Genomic DNA, 16,809 nt, shown 5'->3' with positions numbered 1-16,809 from the left:
ATAATAACGGAGGAAAAAAATGAGACCGAATGTATATGAAAACAAAGAAGAAGGAATCAAATGTGTATATACGAATGAAAAATGGCTTGTAAGCATTAAAAACTGGAAGCCGGATAATGATATCGAAGGACTGAAACACCTGGAGATTCATCATACGACAGATGAACAGTTTATCCTTGTAAACGGAAAAGCGATTCTGATCACGGCAGAAAGAAAGGACGGAAAATTTGAAACAGAACTGACACTTATGGAAAAGGGAAAAGTTTATAATGTTCCGAAAGAATGTTGGTTCTATTCGATCACACAGAAAGATACAAAGATGGTTTATGTTCAGGATTCGGGATGTTCTATGGAAAACAGTGATTTTTGCGATCTTTCAGAAGAAGAAATCAAAAAAATCCAGGAAGAAGCGCGTCATTTATTCGCCTGATATTCCATAGGGAAAGTAAGGAAAATAGATCAGAAGCAATCGGGGATCGGAAAAGGAGCGGTTATGAAGAAAAAATATGTTTTATTTGATTTTGACGGTGTAATTGCAGATACGGAAGAAAGCAACAGTCATTATCTCGGTCTTGCACTGAAAGAGTTCGGAGTTGAGCTGACGGAAAAAGACAAGCAGAGGTTGATCGGTACGCATGATCAGGAACTTCTTATAGAATTCCTGTCGCGGGCGCCTCGCAAAGTGACAGTAGAGCAGCTTACACGGAGACGAAAAGAACTTGGAAATACATATGAAAACGGAAATATTGCTCCGATTCCCGGAATTGTTCCGCTGATACAAGGGCTGAGACAAAGCGGAGTGAAAACCGCGCTCGTATCTTCTACTGCAACCCGTCTTATTATTATGGGACTGAATCGGATGCAGATGACGGACTTGTTTGATGTGATCGTCTGCGGCGATATGTGTGCCGAGAGAAAGCCTGATCCGGAATGCTATTTAAAGGCGATGGGATTATTAGGCGCTGTGCCGCAGGAGTGTCTTGTGTTTGAAGATTCGTCTGTCGGCATTCACGCCGCGAAACAGGCAGGGATCGAAGTCGCGGCATTTACCGGTTCAGGGAACGGTCAGGACGTAAGCGAAGCGGATTATGTTGTTTCATCATATGAAGAAAGTAAAAGGGTCTTAATCTGACCCCTTTACTTCTTTTATTTTAATGGATATCTGAGTAATGTAGTTTGCGGGATCTGACTCCGTAGTTTCGTCTATTAAGCTTTCGTCGTAGATCATAGATTCGATTTCAAAATGGTTCTTTCCGGCATAATCTATCATAAAAGGATAAGCTTGATAAGTTTGGTTATACGGACCTTTATGATACATTACGATATAAGTTCCGCTTTCAATAATGTCATAATCTTTTTCATCGTGATCTGACGGAAGGATTGTATAGTAATATTTATATTGAGTTTTATTGATATTCGGATTCAGCGCTGTTTTCATATCTACGATTCCGGCGACCGCATGTCCTAAGCTGTAGTCTTTTTCCTTGCGGTAGGCCATATGTTCTCCTAAGATTTTATATTGGAGTGTATCGCTTGCATCTGCGGGGATTTCTTTACTTTTAACAATTTGGATGGCGGGTCTGTATTCGAGATAAATCGTATCTAATAAGACAGACTTCGCCTTATTTATCAGATCAAGTTTTACGTGCATCATCTCTATTGTTCGATTGTATTTATTGACTGTTTGTTTCAGAGGGATCATTCTGTTGCTGTATAGATCATAGATCAAGTCGGCGTTTCTGTTTTCTATATAATTCTGAATTTCTTTGAGAGACAAGCCGATTGTCTGTAAGGCCTGTATAGTTACTATAATATCAAGTTGTTCTAAACTGTAAAATCGGAATCCTTTTTCATTTTTAAATATCGGTTTAAATACATTTTTCTTTTCGTAAAAAAGTAAAGTTTGCTTGGAAACTCCTGAAATACTGGAAAATTCATTTGGATTTAATAGATTTTCGTACATAATAGCAATCCTTTCCTGCGTAAAATGGAAATTTTATAAATAGGCTTGAGTATATAGTAACAATATACCATATAATAATACGTATAGAAACAGAAAAGGAGTAAAAGTATGTTGGAAGTTAATAATTTATTTCATGCTACACGTATTATAGAAGGGTATGGAGTAATAGAAACGACAGGACAAGAATGTGCGAATCTTGGTTTTGGAAAAGTGTTGGTTATTACAGATCCGTTTTTAGCGTCTTCCGAGCATTATAAAAAACTAAAGAAAAGTTTGGATGATGCGAAAATCGAAAACTTTTTGCTGACGAATGTGAAGCCGAATCCAAGAGCGGAAGATTGTGACGAAATGGCAGAGTTTGCGAAAAAGAATCATGTTGATGCACTGATCGCGTTAGGCGGGGGATCTGCGATGGATCAGGCGAAAGCTGTCGGCGCGGTTGTCACGAACGGAAAATCCACTGTAGAGTGGGGAGATACGGAATTGGATACAAATATACTTCCGCTGATCTGCATTCCGTCTACTTCGGGAACAGGAGCAGAAGTGACATGGTGTGCCGTTATAACAGATACAGAAAGACAGTACAAAATGACAGTCGGAGATCCTGTTCATATGATTCCTGTCTTAGCGATCTGTGATCCTGAAATTACGATCGGACTGCCGAAATCTTTAACTGCGGCATGCGGTGTCGACGCTTTAACACATTGTATCGAAGCGTATACGGTTCAGTTACATCAGCCGATCACAGATGCTCTGGCGCTGAAAGGGATTTCTATGATCGCAGAGAATCTGGAAAAAGCATACGAGAACGGCGAAGACAGAGAAGCAAGAAGAAACATGATGATCGCAAGTACGATCGGCGGTATGGCGTTCATTTCTTCAAATGTCGGAGCGGTACATGCTTTTGCCGAGACAGTAGGCGCTTGGTTTGATACGCCGCACGGTGTGGCAAATTCACTGTTTCTGCCATATATCATGGAATTTAATATTCCGGCATGTCCTGAGCGGTTTGCAGATATTGCGGATGCAATGGGAATCGAAAGAGAAGAAAGTATGTCTGACGAGCAATACGCATTGAAAGCGGTAGAATATGTGAAAGCTTTGAACAGAAAATTAAACATTCCTACAATTAAAGAAATCAAAGGAATCACGGAAGAGAGATTTGAGGCGATCGCGGAAAGATCTGCTAACAATGTTTTATCAAATGACAATGCCAGAAAAATTACGAAAGAAGATTACTTGGAGCTGTTAAAAAAAGCTTACAATGAATAATGAGGATATGAGATTATGAGAAAAATTAAAAAGATTGTAGATTTATCATGGGAATTTACTGCCGAAACACCGATATACCCGGGAGATCCGGAACCGTCTGTTACAGTTGCTACTACACTGGAAAACGAAGGTTACAATCTATCTACATTGGTAATGGGAACACAGACCGGTACTCATGTAGATGCGCCGTATCATTTTTCAAACAGCGGTGAAACGATCGATAATATGGAATTAGATTTCTTCTTGGGAGAAGCTGTTGTTGTAAGAGTAACGGATAAAAAGGCTGACGAAGCAATTACATTAGAAGATATCGAACCGTATAAAGAAGAAATTTGTGAAGGAAAAATCGTTCTTTTTAATACAAACTGGTATAAAACAAGAGGTACAGATGAATTTTTCCACCATCCATATGTAAACGGAGATGTAGCAAAATATTTAGTTGATAATGGGGTTCGCTTTATCGGAATTGATACGATCAATGCGGATCAGACTGGTGGAACGGAATTTCCGGTACACGATCTGTTCTCTGAAAAAAGATTGATGATCGGAGAAAACTGGGCATTTTTTGATCAGATCGATTTTGAACGTCCGTATGTTATCGCACTGCCGATGAAACTTATAGGATGCGACGGTTCGCCTGTAAGAGCGATCGCGGTACAGTGGGAGGAAGAATAATGGATGCGAAAAAAATCTGGAGTTATGCCAGAAGGCTGCTCGCAATTATCCCTTCTATTTTCATCTGTGCTCTTGGAGTAGCGCTTTTGGTTTGGCCGGAATGGGGATGTGATCCGCTGACAACATTTGAGATTGGGTTATCAAATGTATTTCACGTTCAGTTTGGTACTGTTGCTCTTGTGTTTGAAGGAATCATGTTTTTTGTATTTTTCTTTGTAAGAAGAGATTTGGTACATTTAGGAACTCTTGCATGGTGCTTTTTAATAGGACCTTTTGAAAATTTCTGGTTAGACGTTCTTGCACCGATGCTGCCGACAGCTCCGGAAATGAGTGTCGGACTGAAAATAGCGTGTATTTTAATAGGTTCGATCATTATTATTTTGACATTGGCTTATTATATCCCGATCGGTTTAGGATATCAGACATCCGATATATTTGCGTTTATGGCGGCTGATCTTGTTAAAAAGAGTTACGGAATCGGTCTGATCATATCTTATGCAATCTTATTTGTAATCGGAGTGGCGTTAGGATCGTCATGGGGAATCGGAACATTGATCGCAGTTGTTGCATACGGACCGATCATAGACAGGCTGATGGGGATTATTGAGCCGTTCTCATTTGCTGTGGCAGGAATGAAAAAAGAAAATAAGAAAGGCAAGTAAGATGAAAAGGATGTCACCTGCAAGGGCGATAGCATATGGACTGCCCGGCTTGGCAACGCTTTTTACATTTACCATGTTTACGACATATGGCTTGTATTTTTTTACAAATATTGTCGGATTGTCAGGAAAATTCGCGGGTCTGATCATGACGATCGGAACTTTATGGGATGCTGTTACAGATCCTTTGGTCGGAATCATCTCAGATAACCGCGATCCCCGTAAAGGGAGAAGAAGACCGTTTTTATTAGTATGTGCGATTCCGTTTGGAATTGTAACGTGGCTACTGTTTACGGCATGGGATTTTGTTGAAATTCAGCAGAAAATTTATTTTATTATAGTTGCTTTGTTATTTTATACATTTCAGACTTTGATCGACGTTCCGTATACTTCCTTAAGCGGCGAAGTTACCGATAACTATGACCTGCGAAGTAAGCTGGCTACAATAAGAACGTTTTGGGCGATCATCGGAGTGGCAATCGGCGGCGGGATCATGGCATATACCGATTTTTTAGAGCCTGTTGTCGGCGGCAGCAGACAAGCTTGGTCCGTATGTTTTGCATTTTTCGGCATTATCTGTACGCTTAGTATCTGGATCGGTTATAAGGCGAGTGAAGGATACGAAAATAAAGATATTATTACAAAAAAATCTTATTCCATAAAAGAAATGCTGGAAGGTCCTCTTCGGAACAAGCCGTTTCTTCATTTAACGATTGCGTTTATATTTGCAATTTTGGCACAGGCGATTTTTCTCGGAGTATTGGTATATTATCTGAGATATAACCTGAACCTGAACGACACGCAGGTATCCCTTGTGAATATCATTATGTGGATCGTAGCGTTGTTTTGGGTTTTCCCGATAGATCATTGGTCTACGAAATATTCAAAAGTTGTTTCATGGACGATTTCTATGGGAATCTGGCTTTTGTGTATGATCGTGTTCCCTTTGTTCTTCTTAAAGCCGGGTTCAACCGCAGCGCCGATCATTATGACGAGCATTCTCGTAGTTGGGTTAAACGCACTGTATCAGGTTATTTATGCCATGATTTCTGACTGCGTAGAAGTCGATGAATTGATGAGCGGTGAAAGACGGGAAGGGTTGTTTTATTCTATGGCAACCGTATCCCAGAAATTAGCCGCTGCGTCCGGCGTCAGTGTTTTAGGGATGATTATAGATTATGTCGGATATAATCCGGCGGTATCCGTGCAAAGTATGCAGACAGTTCAAGGGTTTCATAATATATTTGTAATAGGAACTTCTGTCTGTCTGCTGCTGTCCATTGTGACAATGGCAACAAACCCTCTGACGAAAAAACGTTATTCCGAAGTGTTGGAAGCCGTGCGCTTGAAAAGGGCAGGGAAAGAGATTGCTTTAGATGAATTTAAAGATTTATTGTTTATAAAAAAGAACCGAAAATAATATAACATATGAAAACTCTCTTTTTGCATTTTATATAAGGAAGGAAATGCATATGACCTTCCTGTGTTGAGGTGGGAAAGAGAGTTTTTATATTTTAAGGGAGATGTGTGGGGACTGTGATACAGGTTTAAATTTTGTAAAGAAAATGTAAAAAAACTGAAAAATATACAAAATTCACATTTCGTATAAGTAAAAAGTGGAATAGTAGGAAAAAATAAATTATTTTACATAAATTGAGGGCGAAAACTTGACAATTTTTCATGGGGGGGGGGTATAATTTTACTGTAGTATAAAAATAGAACAGAGGAAAGAATTCAGCGATCAAAGCTTTTAAATGCCTACATAGTCAGATATGTGGGCATTTGTTATGTTAAAAAATATAATACCTACCTGAGAGGTATTATATAAAAAGAGATTTATATATTGTAAGTATGATGGCGGCATTCTTTCACATGGAGGTCGTTTTTTTATTTTGTATATAACTTATGAGGAGGCGGACTATGCAGCTTAACGTGACAACAGATTATGCGATCAGAACTGTTTTATATCTGGGGCAATGTAAAAAGATTGCTTCCGCTACAGAGATATCGAATGAAATGGGAATTCCAAGAGGATATCTTGAGAAAGTGCTTTCAAAACTGAAAAAGGCAGAATATATTTCCGCAGATCTGGGAGCCAGAGGCGGATATCGACTTAATAAGACTTTAAAAGATATTACATTGGGAGATGTGATACGCCTTATGGAAAGCACGACAAAAATAAACCGATGTCTGGAGGATGATGCTTATTGTAGTCGAAAGGCGGTAGATTTTTGTGCGGTGCGAAGATATTACGCAAAAGTTCAGGAAAAATTAGAGACCCAATTTTTCAGTATTTCATTGAAAGAAATTTTGGAACAAGAGGGAGCGTGAAAAAAAGACAGTGAAGAATAGAGACATAAAAAAATTATTTAAGTGGAAAATATGGAAAAAGGGAACTGCATGTCTGTTGGTATTTTCTGTATTGCTGCAGACGGTGACTGTTTCGGCGCAGGGAATAGCGAAAGGGCCGCCGATCGATATGCAGCTCATACAGCAGCTGCAGGAAGCAAAAATGCCGATGCAGTCAGACGTGTCAGAAGAAGGACAGATCGTTCAGTCGTCGGGTGAGCAGTCAGAGCTGACAGAGAATGGACAGACAGATCAGCCGTCAGGCAATCAGTCAGGTTCGCTGGAAAACGGGCAGACAGGTCAGCCGTCAGGCAATCAGTCAGGTTCGATGGAAAACGGACAGACAGTTCAGCAGCCAGGCGATCAGTCAGGTTCGGCAGAAAACGGACAGGCAGGTCAGCCGTCAGGCGATCAGTCAGGTTCGGCAGAAAACGGACAGACAGATCCGTCATCGGATCAGCAGTCAAAAAGCGCAGATTTATATGAAAACGGCATTATTAAGATTTACAACATCGAACAGCTTCAGGCGATCGGTACAGGAAGTTCTGTACGGATGAACGATACAGAGAAAGAACTGTTCGGCACAGGCGAAGAAGTTGTTGACGGCGGAAATGCGGTTACATATGCGTCAGATGCGGATTACATGCTGATGAATGAAATCCCGCTGACTGAGAAAACGATGTGGACTTTGCCGGAGGGATTTACCGGAACATTTGCAGAAGCTCCGAAAGAGGATGCTCCGTTGTATGATAAAGAAAGCGATACGGTTTATGTTTACAATAACTATCAGCTTCTCTTGATCGCTTCGGAAAATTCGGCGGAAGAACCGATCATGTCTTATGATATGATCCCTGAAAAAGTGGGAATAGGTCAGCTTCTGTATAAAGACGGAACTTTGGCAGATGAGAGCGCGGAAGCGGCGCAGGAATATCTGACTTACAGCAAAGAACATAATTATGTGTTAAGTCCGTCCTTTACAGAACAGATGCCGGAACTAAAGGCGGAAAAGATTAAGAAAGAAGCAACGGTTCAGGCAGATGCGGGACAGCTTGGAGGGCGTGAGTATCTTGGTCAGGTTTATACCAAAGTTGAAGGAGAGCCATATATACTTATCGGAAACGAATGGCAGCTTAGAGCAATCGGACAAGATGCGAAGCCTAAAGAAAAAGGCAATCAGTATATGCAAGTAACCCCAATGCTGTATGTGAAATCCATAGTAGACCTGCCTTGGCCGTGGGATGATAAAATAACATATACCCCATATTATCCCGGTGATGCCGACTTCAATCTAAAACAAGGTGAGGCTTTGGGAGAAAGTGGAATTGAACAAAAAGATTTCATCTATTTTTCAGAAGCAAATACAAACAAAACAGAAGGTTTGATGAATATCGAATATGATAAAGAAGGATTAGTTGGATTCTTGCTTGGACCACTGGGAGAGCTGCTTGGTGACATTTTACATGCACTGTTAGGACCTTTGTTTGATATACCGATATTAGGGGATCTTTTAGCAGGTCTTATCGGTGAGCGGACAGATGATATTGTTATCGTGGATAAGGAATTTAATCAAAACAACGTTCAAAGTTATCCTTCTCTATCAGAAGCAAGCAATGAATTAAAATCGCTAAAATATTCTCCGGATGCCAATTATATTATTTTTCGAGATATTGATTTATTGCAGGGAGAATATTCCGACGGAAAAGAGGATGACTGGACACCGCTTCACTTTTCGGGAAAAATGGAAGGACGCCTGAATATGCAGGAGGGCAGCGTGCCTACCATTAGTAATATTCAAGTGAATCAGACAGGGGAACTGGATATCCAAAAAGACAGCGGAATTGGATTTTTCGGAACGATCTCTAATGAAATGAAAAAAAGTGGGAATGGTGGTTTCGAGTCTGCGGGGAAGGCGGGAGTAAAAAACCTCCATTTAGATCAAGTTACAGTTAATAATCAATCTGTGACAGTAAATAATGATCCAAAATCATTAGTAGAAGGATTGTTGGAAGTGCTGGGTGGATTGTTGGGTGGAATTCTGGATCTGATAAGTGGAATCCTTGAAGGACTGGTTCCGGTAATCGGAAACTTAAAACTGGGAGATGTCATTAAAGACTTATTGACATTAAAGCAAAGCAGTCCGGATATGTTTGCGACCGGAAGCTTTGCAGGACGTATTGTAGGGGATGTTTCTGTTGAAAACTGTACGGTAACCAACGCTTCTGTAACGAATGTAAAAGGAATGACAGGAGGATTTGTCGGATATACATCAGGAGAAGCAACCTATATTCTCGGAAATGTGACAGCGGGAGTCGTAGAGCTATTATCAACCTTGCTGAATATTCTTCCGGGCGTGGGACTGGGAGATTTGATTACGATTCTTTTGAAAAATGATGTTCCTCTTGGACAGTTATTGCCGAATGGCTATTATAAGCCACTGATCCAAAACAGCAGTGTTTCTCTTTCAGAGGGATCGATCGGAACGACAGGAACGGGGAAAGAAACTGTCAATTACAACGGCGGATTTGTGGGAAGCCAGACAGGAACAGATATAAATAACTGTTCTGTAACCGGTTTGAATCAGGTAGTGGCAGATATCGGAGCCGGAGGCTTTGCCGGAATCGAAAAAGATGCACAGGTTAAAGGATTATTAAGTGATCTGGGAGCGGAAATCAAAACGTTTGATATTCGTTCTACACAGAGAAATTGTCATGTAGACGCAAGCGACCTTTCAGTTACGGCGACAGATAGTTATGCCGGAGGTTTTAATGGCGTAATGGCAAATAGTAGCAGCATCGAATCAAATGTTTCGGGAGTGAAACTGGTTAAAGCCAATCAATATGCCGGAGGTTTTGCGGGAAGAGCTACGTTGGGCTATGGAATGGCCGTAGGTTCAAACGATGAACAAAATGATACTTTATTGCAATCTGTATCAAAACTACTGGAACAGTTACTTGCTTCGGGAAATGAAGAAGAACTAGGTGTGCTTCTTTCCTTAAGCGGTGCACAGCCTTCTGAAATAAAAGGAAGTTCTGTCAGTGGAACAAACTTTAGTGTTCAGGCAGCGGCAGATTATGCCGGCGGTCTGATCGGACAGGGAGACGGCGTACAGATCACATCCTCTGGAACTGAGAAAAATACGATACAAGGGGTAAGTTTTGTAAAAGCAAATAATTATGCAGGCGGAATTTCAGGAGCAGTTACTGTAGCTGATGCGGTCGGCGTATTGAACGATACACTGGGAATCGGAAGTTATCTTTCGTTTACTGTATCGAATGTAGATCTAGGTGGTAATGATCTTCAAATCGAAGCATCGAATAAGTATGCTTCCGGCGGAGCAGGTTTAATGCTTGGAGGAACAGCAGAGCAGATTAAAATTGAAGGTATTCAATCTGTGACTGCCGGAAATTATGCCGCCGGGTTTGCCGGACGGGCAGGAACAGGCAGTCTTGCAAAAGAAGGCGGTCTGGATCTTCTGGGCCTGGGATTGATTAAAGTTGACAGCTTACTTAGTCTGGTTGATGGTGTTGCCACAAAAGTTTCCAATGTATCTGTGAGCGGAACAGAGAACGGCGCAGTCATCAAAGCCAGTGGACAGGTTGAGATAACGGAAGGCGAATCTATTCTTGCCGGAGGCTTTATTTCCGAAGCAGAAGGGGTACAAATTGCAGATTCACATGTGACAAATCTGAAGGCAGTTTATGCAGAAGCTGCAAAAGATAAAGAAGGTTATGCCGGAGGCTTTGTGGGAAGAAGCCACACAGGCGGGCTGGCAGGTCTGGCCCAGGAAGACAAAGACGGAGCATTGAAACTTCCCGGAATTGTAAATGTCAGCGGGCTGTTGGATTTAGTTCCGTATTTGATACCTCAATATACAAATACTACCGTTACATTTTGCTCAGCTAATGAAGAACCTCAGGTCAAGGCTGATTATGCCGGCGGATTTTTTGGAGAAATGCAAAGCGGTAAGGTCGATAACAGTACAAGGACAGAGGCTTATGCAGTTTATGGTCTGGAAAAAGTCAAGGGTGAATCTCACGCCGGAGGCTTTGCCGGAAAAGTTGACGCAGGGGCAACGGCTTCTTCAAATGGACTGAATCTTCTTGGTGGTATTTTAAACCTTGATATCGGTCAGCTGCTCGATGTACTTCAAGTTTACATCCCGATCATTCAATCGGCGGGCGTGAAGTCGACAGAAAAAGGATTTACTGTAGAAGCGACGGATACAGACAGCTATGCGGGAGGTTATCTTGGATATGGCGGCGGTGTGCAGATTAAAGATTCGGATGTGACATCCTTAAAGCATACAAAGGTGACGCCGCCGGGCGATAGTCTGGAATCTGCAAATGGAGACAGCTATTTCGGAACGGATTCACAATATGCAGTCAAAGGTGGAAAATACGCCGGAGGTTATGCAGGATGTGTGGATATTGATTCCGCGGCAGCAGTCGGAGGCGGATTAAAGCTTCTTGGGAACATCGAGCTGACGAATCTTTTGAAGGCGCTGGATGTAGTGGCGTCTACCATTGAAAACTCCGATGTCAACGGATGTGTCGGCGGTTATTCCGTACTGGCAGATGGCAGAGATGATAAGAATCAGAAGTTAGGAAAAGCAGGTGGATTTATCGGAGAAATGTCCGGTACCATCATCAAAAACAGTGATGCGAATTTATTCAACTATATTATCGGACGCGAGGCAGCCGGAGGTTATGCCGGTATCATGGAACCGGGAAATGTTGCTTCCGTAATCGAAGATGCCGGTATTTTAGATGGACTGTTAAATGTAACAGATAGTCTTGCCAGTCTGGTGCAGTCTTTCATTCCGATTATAGAAGACAGTCAGACGAGCAGCGTGCCTTGCGGCGGCGCGGTTCGTGCCGACGGCATCACTGACACCCAGTGTGTGAGAGGTCTTGCCGGAGGCTATGTAGGTTATAACCATGGTGGAAGAATTAAAGGATATGCGGCAGAAGGCGGCGGGAAGGAATGTGCCACGATTCGTATTCGTTCAGTCTACGGCGGCGAGTTTGCCGGAGGATTTACCGGATTGATGGAAACGGCGGATCTGGCAGGAACAGGAAACTTACAGCTTCTGTTTGGCTTACTGAAAACAAGTAATGTGTTAAGTCTTCTCGGAGCTGTTTATCCGACAGAAACGAACACAGCCGTTTACGGACCGCTTAGAAAAGTGGATATGGACACATGGAACAAGTGGGCGGAGGCTGTCGGCAACAACGGTGTTTACGGAGATCAGTTCACAAGTACACCTGTTGAGAATGAAGAACAGTTACAGGCATTAATCACACAATATGCCTATGGTTACAATGTTAAGGCGGGCAGAACGAGCGTCGGCAGACAGGATATGGAAGCAGGCGTAGCCGGAGGCTACGTCGGACGCATGAAAGCAGGAGTGGTTACCAATGCTCATGCATGGGATGCGAAATCTGTGATGGCATACAAGAGCGCCGGAGGATTTGCCGGAGAAATGAAAACCGGCGGCGTTGCAGAAGTCGGAAAAGTAGAGTTGATTGGTTTGGATATTGCAAATTCTATCAGCGCCGTGCAGACTTTCGTTCCGGTTATAAGAAATTCGGATATTACAGGTTTCCAGTCAGGAATGACGGTGAAGGCAACAGGAATCCCGGTTAAGGATTCAACCTTGAAAATAGAAAAAGTCGGTTATGCCGGAGGGTATGTCGGTCATATGGTTGGCGGACAGATCTGGGGCAACTGGTCTGAAAAAGCGAATACGTACAGTGCAACAGATGCCGTACCTGATCCGAATAATAAGCGATGCTTCGTGGCTAATTTGAGAAAAGTGGAAGGTACGAAAGCAATCGGCGGATTTGCAGGACAGATCGATCCGGCAAGCGCAGCGAATTTAGACACGGCAAGCAGTGAAGGATTACTTGGCGGATTGCTTCAGTATCTGATAGGAACTCCGGGAGATCTTGCACGGTTATTAGATGCAACTATTTCTACAGTGCGAGGCGCAGATGTCAAAGCGTGGGATGACTGGGGAATCATTATCAACGGCGCTTATACAAACGGTACAGGCAATACAGCCTATGCAAAGGCGGCGGGCGGTTTCACAGGAGAGATCAACGGAGCTGTTATCGGAGAAATGAATGAGTCAGAAAGCGGCGTTCATGTGTCGAATGTCAGAAGTGTGACAGGAGGAGAATACGCCGGAGGATTTGTCGGCCTTGCAGATGTATCTGCAATATTGCAAGTTAGCAATGGGAATACAAGTATATTGAGCGCCCTATTGACTCTTGGAGGAACAAGCGTATTAGATACGTTTAGAAGTTATGTTTATCATTCCGATGTGTCCGGTTCTGCAGAAGCAGGACTGGAAGTACAGGCAAGAGACAGTAAAAAATCAGAATATGTCAACGATCCTGTTTATTCGGGTTCAGCCGGAGGATTCGGAGGCGCATTGCTTAACGGTTCTGTCAAAGATTCCAAAGTGACAAATCTTCGCAAGGTCAACGGTATGAACTACACCGGAGGATTTATCGGACATCTCGGAAAGAGCGGTACGGTCGATTTGGACAATTTAGGTGCGTTGGGTGATTTATTAAGCGCAGGTGCAGGTGTAATGGATGTATTCGGTTCTCATGTAGACCGATGCAGTGTCGAAGGTGTCAACGAAGGCTTTACTGTACACAGTAATAATACGATAGACCAGAAAAATAAATCAGAAATCGCCGGAGGATTTACCGGATATGCAGATCTTGGAAGATTGTCAGAAAATAAAGTCACCGGGTTAAAACAGGTGACAAGCGGTCAGATCGCCGGAGGGTTCGCAGGAAAGACAACCTTTGCTTATCTTGCAAATATTAATCTGGATTCCGAGTTGGTTAAAGGATTAGTGACGGTTGTGAATCAGATTTTGAAGGCGCTTTGGTTAGATGAACTTCAAAAAGGTCAGGTAATTAAAATTGATTTAGGCATTATTGAAATTGATGCTTTATATGATGGGAAACTGGTATCTCTGAATCTGCTTGGACTGGATATTAAGGTTGGCTTAGCAGAGGATAAGAGTCTTGCGACCATCTATATCGGAGACAGTAAGATTGAGATCAACTGCTCAGAGAGCGGTACGATCGATGAAGAAAGCCTGAAAAATGAAATCAATATTTCACTCATAAAGGCAAACCGTACAAAGATTGATAAATGTACAGTGACAGGTATTGCAGACGGCTATGACGTCTATGGAGGCGGCGCCGGAAACAATGCCAACGGCACAGGTCAATACGGTATTGCCGGAGGTTTCGTCGGATGGAATAACGAAGGCTTACTTGAGAACAACAACATGTTCTTTGCAGACGTTATCCGAGGTGCAAAGGATCTGACCGGACCGTTTACCGGAAAGTCAAGTCTGAACTCCAACTGGGAATTTAACGATGTGAAAGGCATTGAAGGCAATGAAAACTATTACCGGATCTATCGTAATGGTGATACCGCATATGAGAAGCTGTTTGGTAAATCGGGCAAGGAACTTCAGCACAACTACGAAACATCTGATGCATGGAAGAATGTATATACAATCCGGCATATGACGAAAGACAAAGTTGTGAAGTTTACCGATCTGAAAGACGCTATGATGAGCGGCAGCGCAGGGCAAATACCTGTCAATGTTTATCAGGAGGACGGCGCGATGGCTGTTCTGATGAACAATACGGCAAGCAGCCCGACAGAACCGGGTGGCAATGAGGAAGCGCCGGATGTTCAAGACCCGTGTAAGGATCTTATTGAACTTCGTCTGAAAAAGGTTTGGAAAAGGGACGAGGAAAAAGATCGTCCGAATGAGGTCATCTTTAACATTACAAGAAGCTATGAAAAAGACGGAAAACCGGTTGTAGATACAAACTTCAATAAAGAAGTTATTTTGACAAAAAAAGATGCACAAACATCGGACATATGGGAAAAGGTTCTTACGGGAGCTGAATATACAGCATATCATGTTGGCACGGATGGAAAGAAATATTATTACACATATCATGTCAGCGAGATGAAAGTGGACGGATATACAACAGAAATAACTTACAAAGGCGATCGTCAATACAGTATTACGGTGACAAATACGAAAAACTGGTTTGACAGCCTTCTTCCGGAAACAGGAGGAATGGGAAAAGCTTTGCTCTACACGTTAGGTGTTCTGCTTCTTTGCTTAGTGACAGCTACGGAATACAGGAAGAGAAAAAGCACAAGAAGTCAGAGTAGCTATAAATAATAAAGAACAAAAAGAAAAGGAGACACAAAGAATGAGAAAAGTAAAAAACTCAATCAAAAAGATGATGGCATTGTGTTTAGCAGCCATCATGACACTGGCAATGGCAACAACTGCTTTTGCCGCAGACAGAATAAAAACAGGAAATTTGACAGTAAACGTCAATGAAGGAAACACGTTAAAGGGTCAGACAATTAAAGTCTATAAGCTCTTTGATTTGAGTGTAAGCGATACACATTATGCTTATACAGTCAATGCGGACTATAAAAATGCAATCGCAACAGCTTTAGGATTATCGAAGGAAGCAACAAGTGAACAATTATATAACAAACTTGCTGAGTATAAGGAAAATCCTTCAGGAATTCAGAAATTCGCAAATGACTTTACAGCAGCTGCATTGAAAGCAGGAACGGCAGAAACTGGAACTTCCGGAAAAATTACAAGTGCAGAGAAGAGTTATACATTCAATAATTTAGCATACGGTTATTATCTTGTATATCAGACAGGAACAAAGGAGATTCAGTCATCTCTCGTATCTGTGGATAAAGATAGCAAAACAATTACTTTAAAAGGTAAAGCGCCGAGCATTGAAAAAGAGGCAGACAAAACAACAGTTGAAATTGGACAGGTTGTAACTTATACAATTACAGGAACAATTCCGGATACAACAGGATATGCGCAGTATACATATAAAATCCACGATACATTGACAGAAGGTCTTGATTTTGTAGAAGATACAATGGGGAAACTGCCAACAGAAAAAAAATATGAGGTATCCGTTCAGATTGAAGGAGAGCAAGACTCAGTAATAAAAGAAGCAGATATTGATCCGGATAATGCCAGAAAGATGACATTGGATTTATCACAGTGGATTAGAGAGAATCAGACACATAAAGGAAAGACTTTTACAGTTACTTACTATGCAAAAGTTAATGCTGATGCCGTAGTACAGACAAACAACAGCGCTCACTTAGAGTATGGTAACGATCCGGATAACATAACTACAACAACACCGGACGTAGTAACAACACCAACTTATCCGGTACAGATTCACAAATTAATCAAAGATCAGCAGAATAGCTACCTTGCGGGTGCAATATTCCGTCTTTATAGAAGCGAAGAGGATGCAAACAATAATCAGAATGCAATCGCAGTTACAGGTTCTAACGGTACTTACACAGTAGACCCGGTACAGGTCGGCGATAATAAGATGTACGATATGGAATCTATCGGTGACGGGACAACAGTAGGCACAGGAATGAACTTAAAGTTAAACGGTCTTGCGGAAGGAAGCTACTGGTTAGTGGAGACACAGGCTCCGGACGGTTACAACAAGTTGACAGCTCCGGTTAAAATTACAATTACAAAATCTGATACTACGAATGTGGATGACTGGACAATCAAGCAAAATGATGGGGTGGTGGATGATAAAATCATCGACATTGAGAATACTACAGGAACACTTCTTCCGGAAACAGGTGGAATGGGTACTGTAATTTTCACAGTGATTGCAGTTGTGATGATTCTCGGTATTGCGGTAAGCTTCGTGATCAGCAGAAGAAAACGTGCTTAATCATTTATAATTCAGACATATGGATGAGAGGGCTGCCTTCGGGCAGTCTTCCCATTCGTTATAACAGCAGGGAGAATGAAATAAA

Annotated in this window: 10 protein-coding genes; 9 read left to right on the top strand and 1 reads right to left on the bottom strand. The window is 42.0% G+C overall.

Annotation, left to right across the window (positions count from 1 at the left end; genetic code table 11):
- Positions 1-19 precede the first annotated feature (19 nt).
- Positions 20-430, top strand: a complete 411-nt coding sequence (locus ACH9UM_RS13400; protein WP_004847621.1) for a hypothetical protein — start codon at positions 20-22, stop codon at positions 428-430.
- A 63-nt stretch (positions 431-493) separates the two neighbouring features.
- Positions 494-1,132 carry an HAD family phosphatase gene (locus ACH9UM_RS13395; protein WP_004847620.1) on the top strand — a complete coding sequence of 213 codons (639 nt, stop codon included), beginning with the start codon at positions 494-496 and terminating at the stop codon, positions 1,130-1,132.
- Here the strand turns inward: ACH9UM_RS13395 and ACH9UM_RS13390 are convergent.
- Entirely contained in the window at positions 1,124-1,963 is an 840-nt protein-coding gene (locus tag ACH9UM_RS13390; RefSeq protein ID WP_004847619.1) for a MerR family transcriptional regulator, read from the bottom strand. The two genes, ACH9UM_RS13395 and ACH9UM_RS13390, sit on opposite strands and share 9 nt — an antisense overlap.
- A 108-nt stretch (positions 1,964-2,071) precedes the next feature.
- Between ACH9UM_RS13390 and ACH9UM_RS13385 the strand changes: the two genes are divergently transcribed.
- From ACH9UM_RS13385 to ACH9UM_RS13355, 7 genes are all read left to right on the top strand, one after another.
- The gene (locus ACH9UM_RS13385; RefSeq protein ID WP_004847618.1) at positions 2,072-3,235 is read left to right on the top strand and encodes an iron-containing alcohol dehydrogenase; all 1,164 of its coding nucleotides are present in this window, start codon (positions 2,072-2,074) and stop codon (positions 3,233-3,235) included.
- 15 nt (positions 3,236-3,250) lie between these two features.
- Positions 3,251-3,910 (top strand): cyclase family protein, encoded by a 660-nt coding sequence (locus ACH9UM_RS13380; protein ID WP_004847617.1) that lies wholly within the window; start codon positions 3,251-3,253, stop codon positions 3,908-3,910.
- Positions 3,910-4,572 (top strand): hypothetical protein, encoded by a 663-nt coding sequence (locus ACH9UM_RS13375; RefSeq protein WP_009320435.1) that lies wholly within the window; start codon positions 3,910-3,912, stop codon positions 4,570-4,572. Before ACH9UM_RS13380 ends, ACH9UM_RS13375 begins: the two co-directional genes overlap by 1 nt.
- A 1-nt stretch (position 4,573) precedes the next feature.
- Positions 4,574-5,989 (top strand): glycoside-pentoside-hexuronide (GPH):cation symporter, encoded by a 1,416-nt coding sequence (locus ACH9UM_RS13370; protein WP_337597798.1) that lies wholly within the window; start codon positions 4,574-4,576, stop codon positions 5,987-5,989.
- A gap of 500 nt (positions 5,990-6,489) precedes the next feature.
- Positions 6,490-6,900: an Rrf2 family transcriptional regulator gene (locus ACH9UM_RS13365; protein ID WP_004847614.1), complete on the top strand. Its 411-nt coding sequence runs from the start codon at positions 6,490-6,492 to the stop codon at positions 6,898-6,900.
- 10 nt (positions 6,901-6,910) lie between these two features.
- A complete protein-coding gene (locus tag ACH9UM_RS13360; protein ID WP_302545158.1) occupies positions 6,911-15,154 on the top strand; it encodes a hypothetical protein in 8,244 nt (2,747 codons plus the stop codon).
- A 31-nt stretch (positions 15,155-15,185) separates the two neighbouring features.
- Entirely contained in the window at positions 15,186-16,724 is a 1,539-nt protein-coding gene (locus ACH9UM_RS13355) for a SpaH/EbpB family LPXTG-anchored major pilin (protein ID WP_004847612.1), read from the top strand.
- Positions 16,725-16,809: the final 85 nt, after the last annotated feature.

This window comes from Mediterraneibacter torques (genome assembly GCF_044591705.1).
Taxonomy (GTDB): domain Bacteria; phylum Bacillota; class Clostridia; order Lachnospirales; family Lachnospiraceae; genus Mediterraneibacter; species Mediterraneibacter torques.
This window is presented reverse-complemented; position numbering and strand designations above follow the sequence as displayed.

Bases quoted from the DNA above. Each gene is read 5' to 3' on its own strand.
- ACH9UM_RS13395 (WP_004847620.1), top strand. From the start codon at position 494: ATGAAGAAAAAATATGTTTTATTTGATTTTGACGGTGTAATTGCAGAT.
- ACH9UM_RS13370 (WP_337597798.1), top strand. From the start codon at position 4,574: ATGAAAAGGATGTCACCTGCAAGGGCGATAGCATATGGACTGCCCGGC.
- ACH9UM_RS13400 (WP_004847621.1), top strand. From the start codon at position 20: ATGAGACCGAATGTATATGAAAACAAAGAAGAAGGAATCAAATGTGTA.
- ACH9UM_RS13375 (WP_009320435.1), top strand. From the start codon at position 3,910: ATGGATGCGAAAAAAATCTGGAGTTATGCCAGAAGGCTGCTCGCAATT.
- ACH9UM_RS13355 (WP_004847612.1), top strand. From the start codon at position 15,186: ATGAGAAAAGTAAAAAACTCAATCAAAAAGATGATGGCATTGTGTTTA.
- ACH9UM_RS13365 (WP_004847614.1), top strand. From the start codon at position 6,490: ATGCAGCTTAACGTGACAACAGATTATGCGATCAGAACTGTTTTATAT.
- ACH9UM_RS13385 (WP_004847618.1), top strand. From the start codon at position 2,072: ATGTTGGAAGTTAATAATTTATTTCATGCTACACGTATTATAGAAGGG.
- ACH9UM_RS13390 (WP_004847619.1), bottom strand. From the start codon at position 1,963: ATGTACGAAAATCTATTAAATCCAAATGAATTTTCCAGTATTTCAGGA.
- ACH9UM_RS13380 (WP_004847617.1), top strand. From the start codon at position 3,251: ATGAGAAAAATTAAAAAGATTGTAGATTTATCATGGGAATTTACTGCC.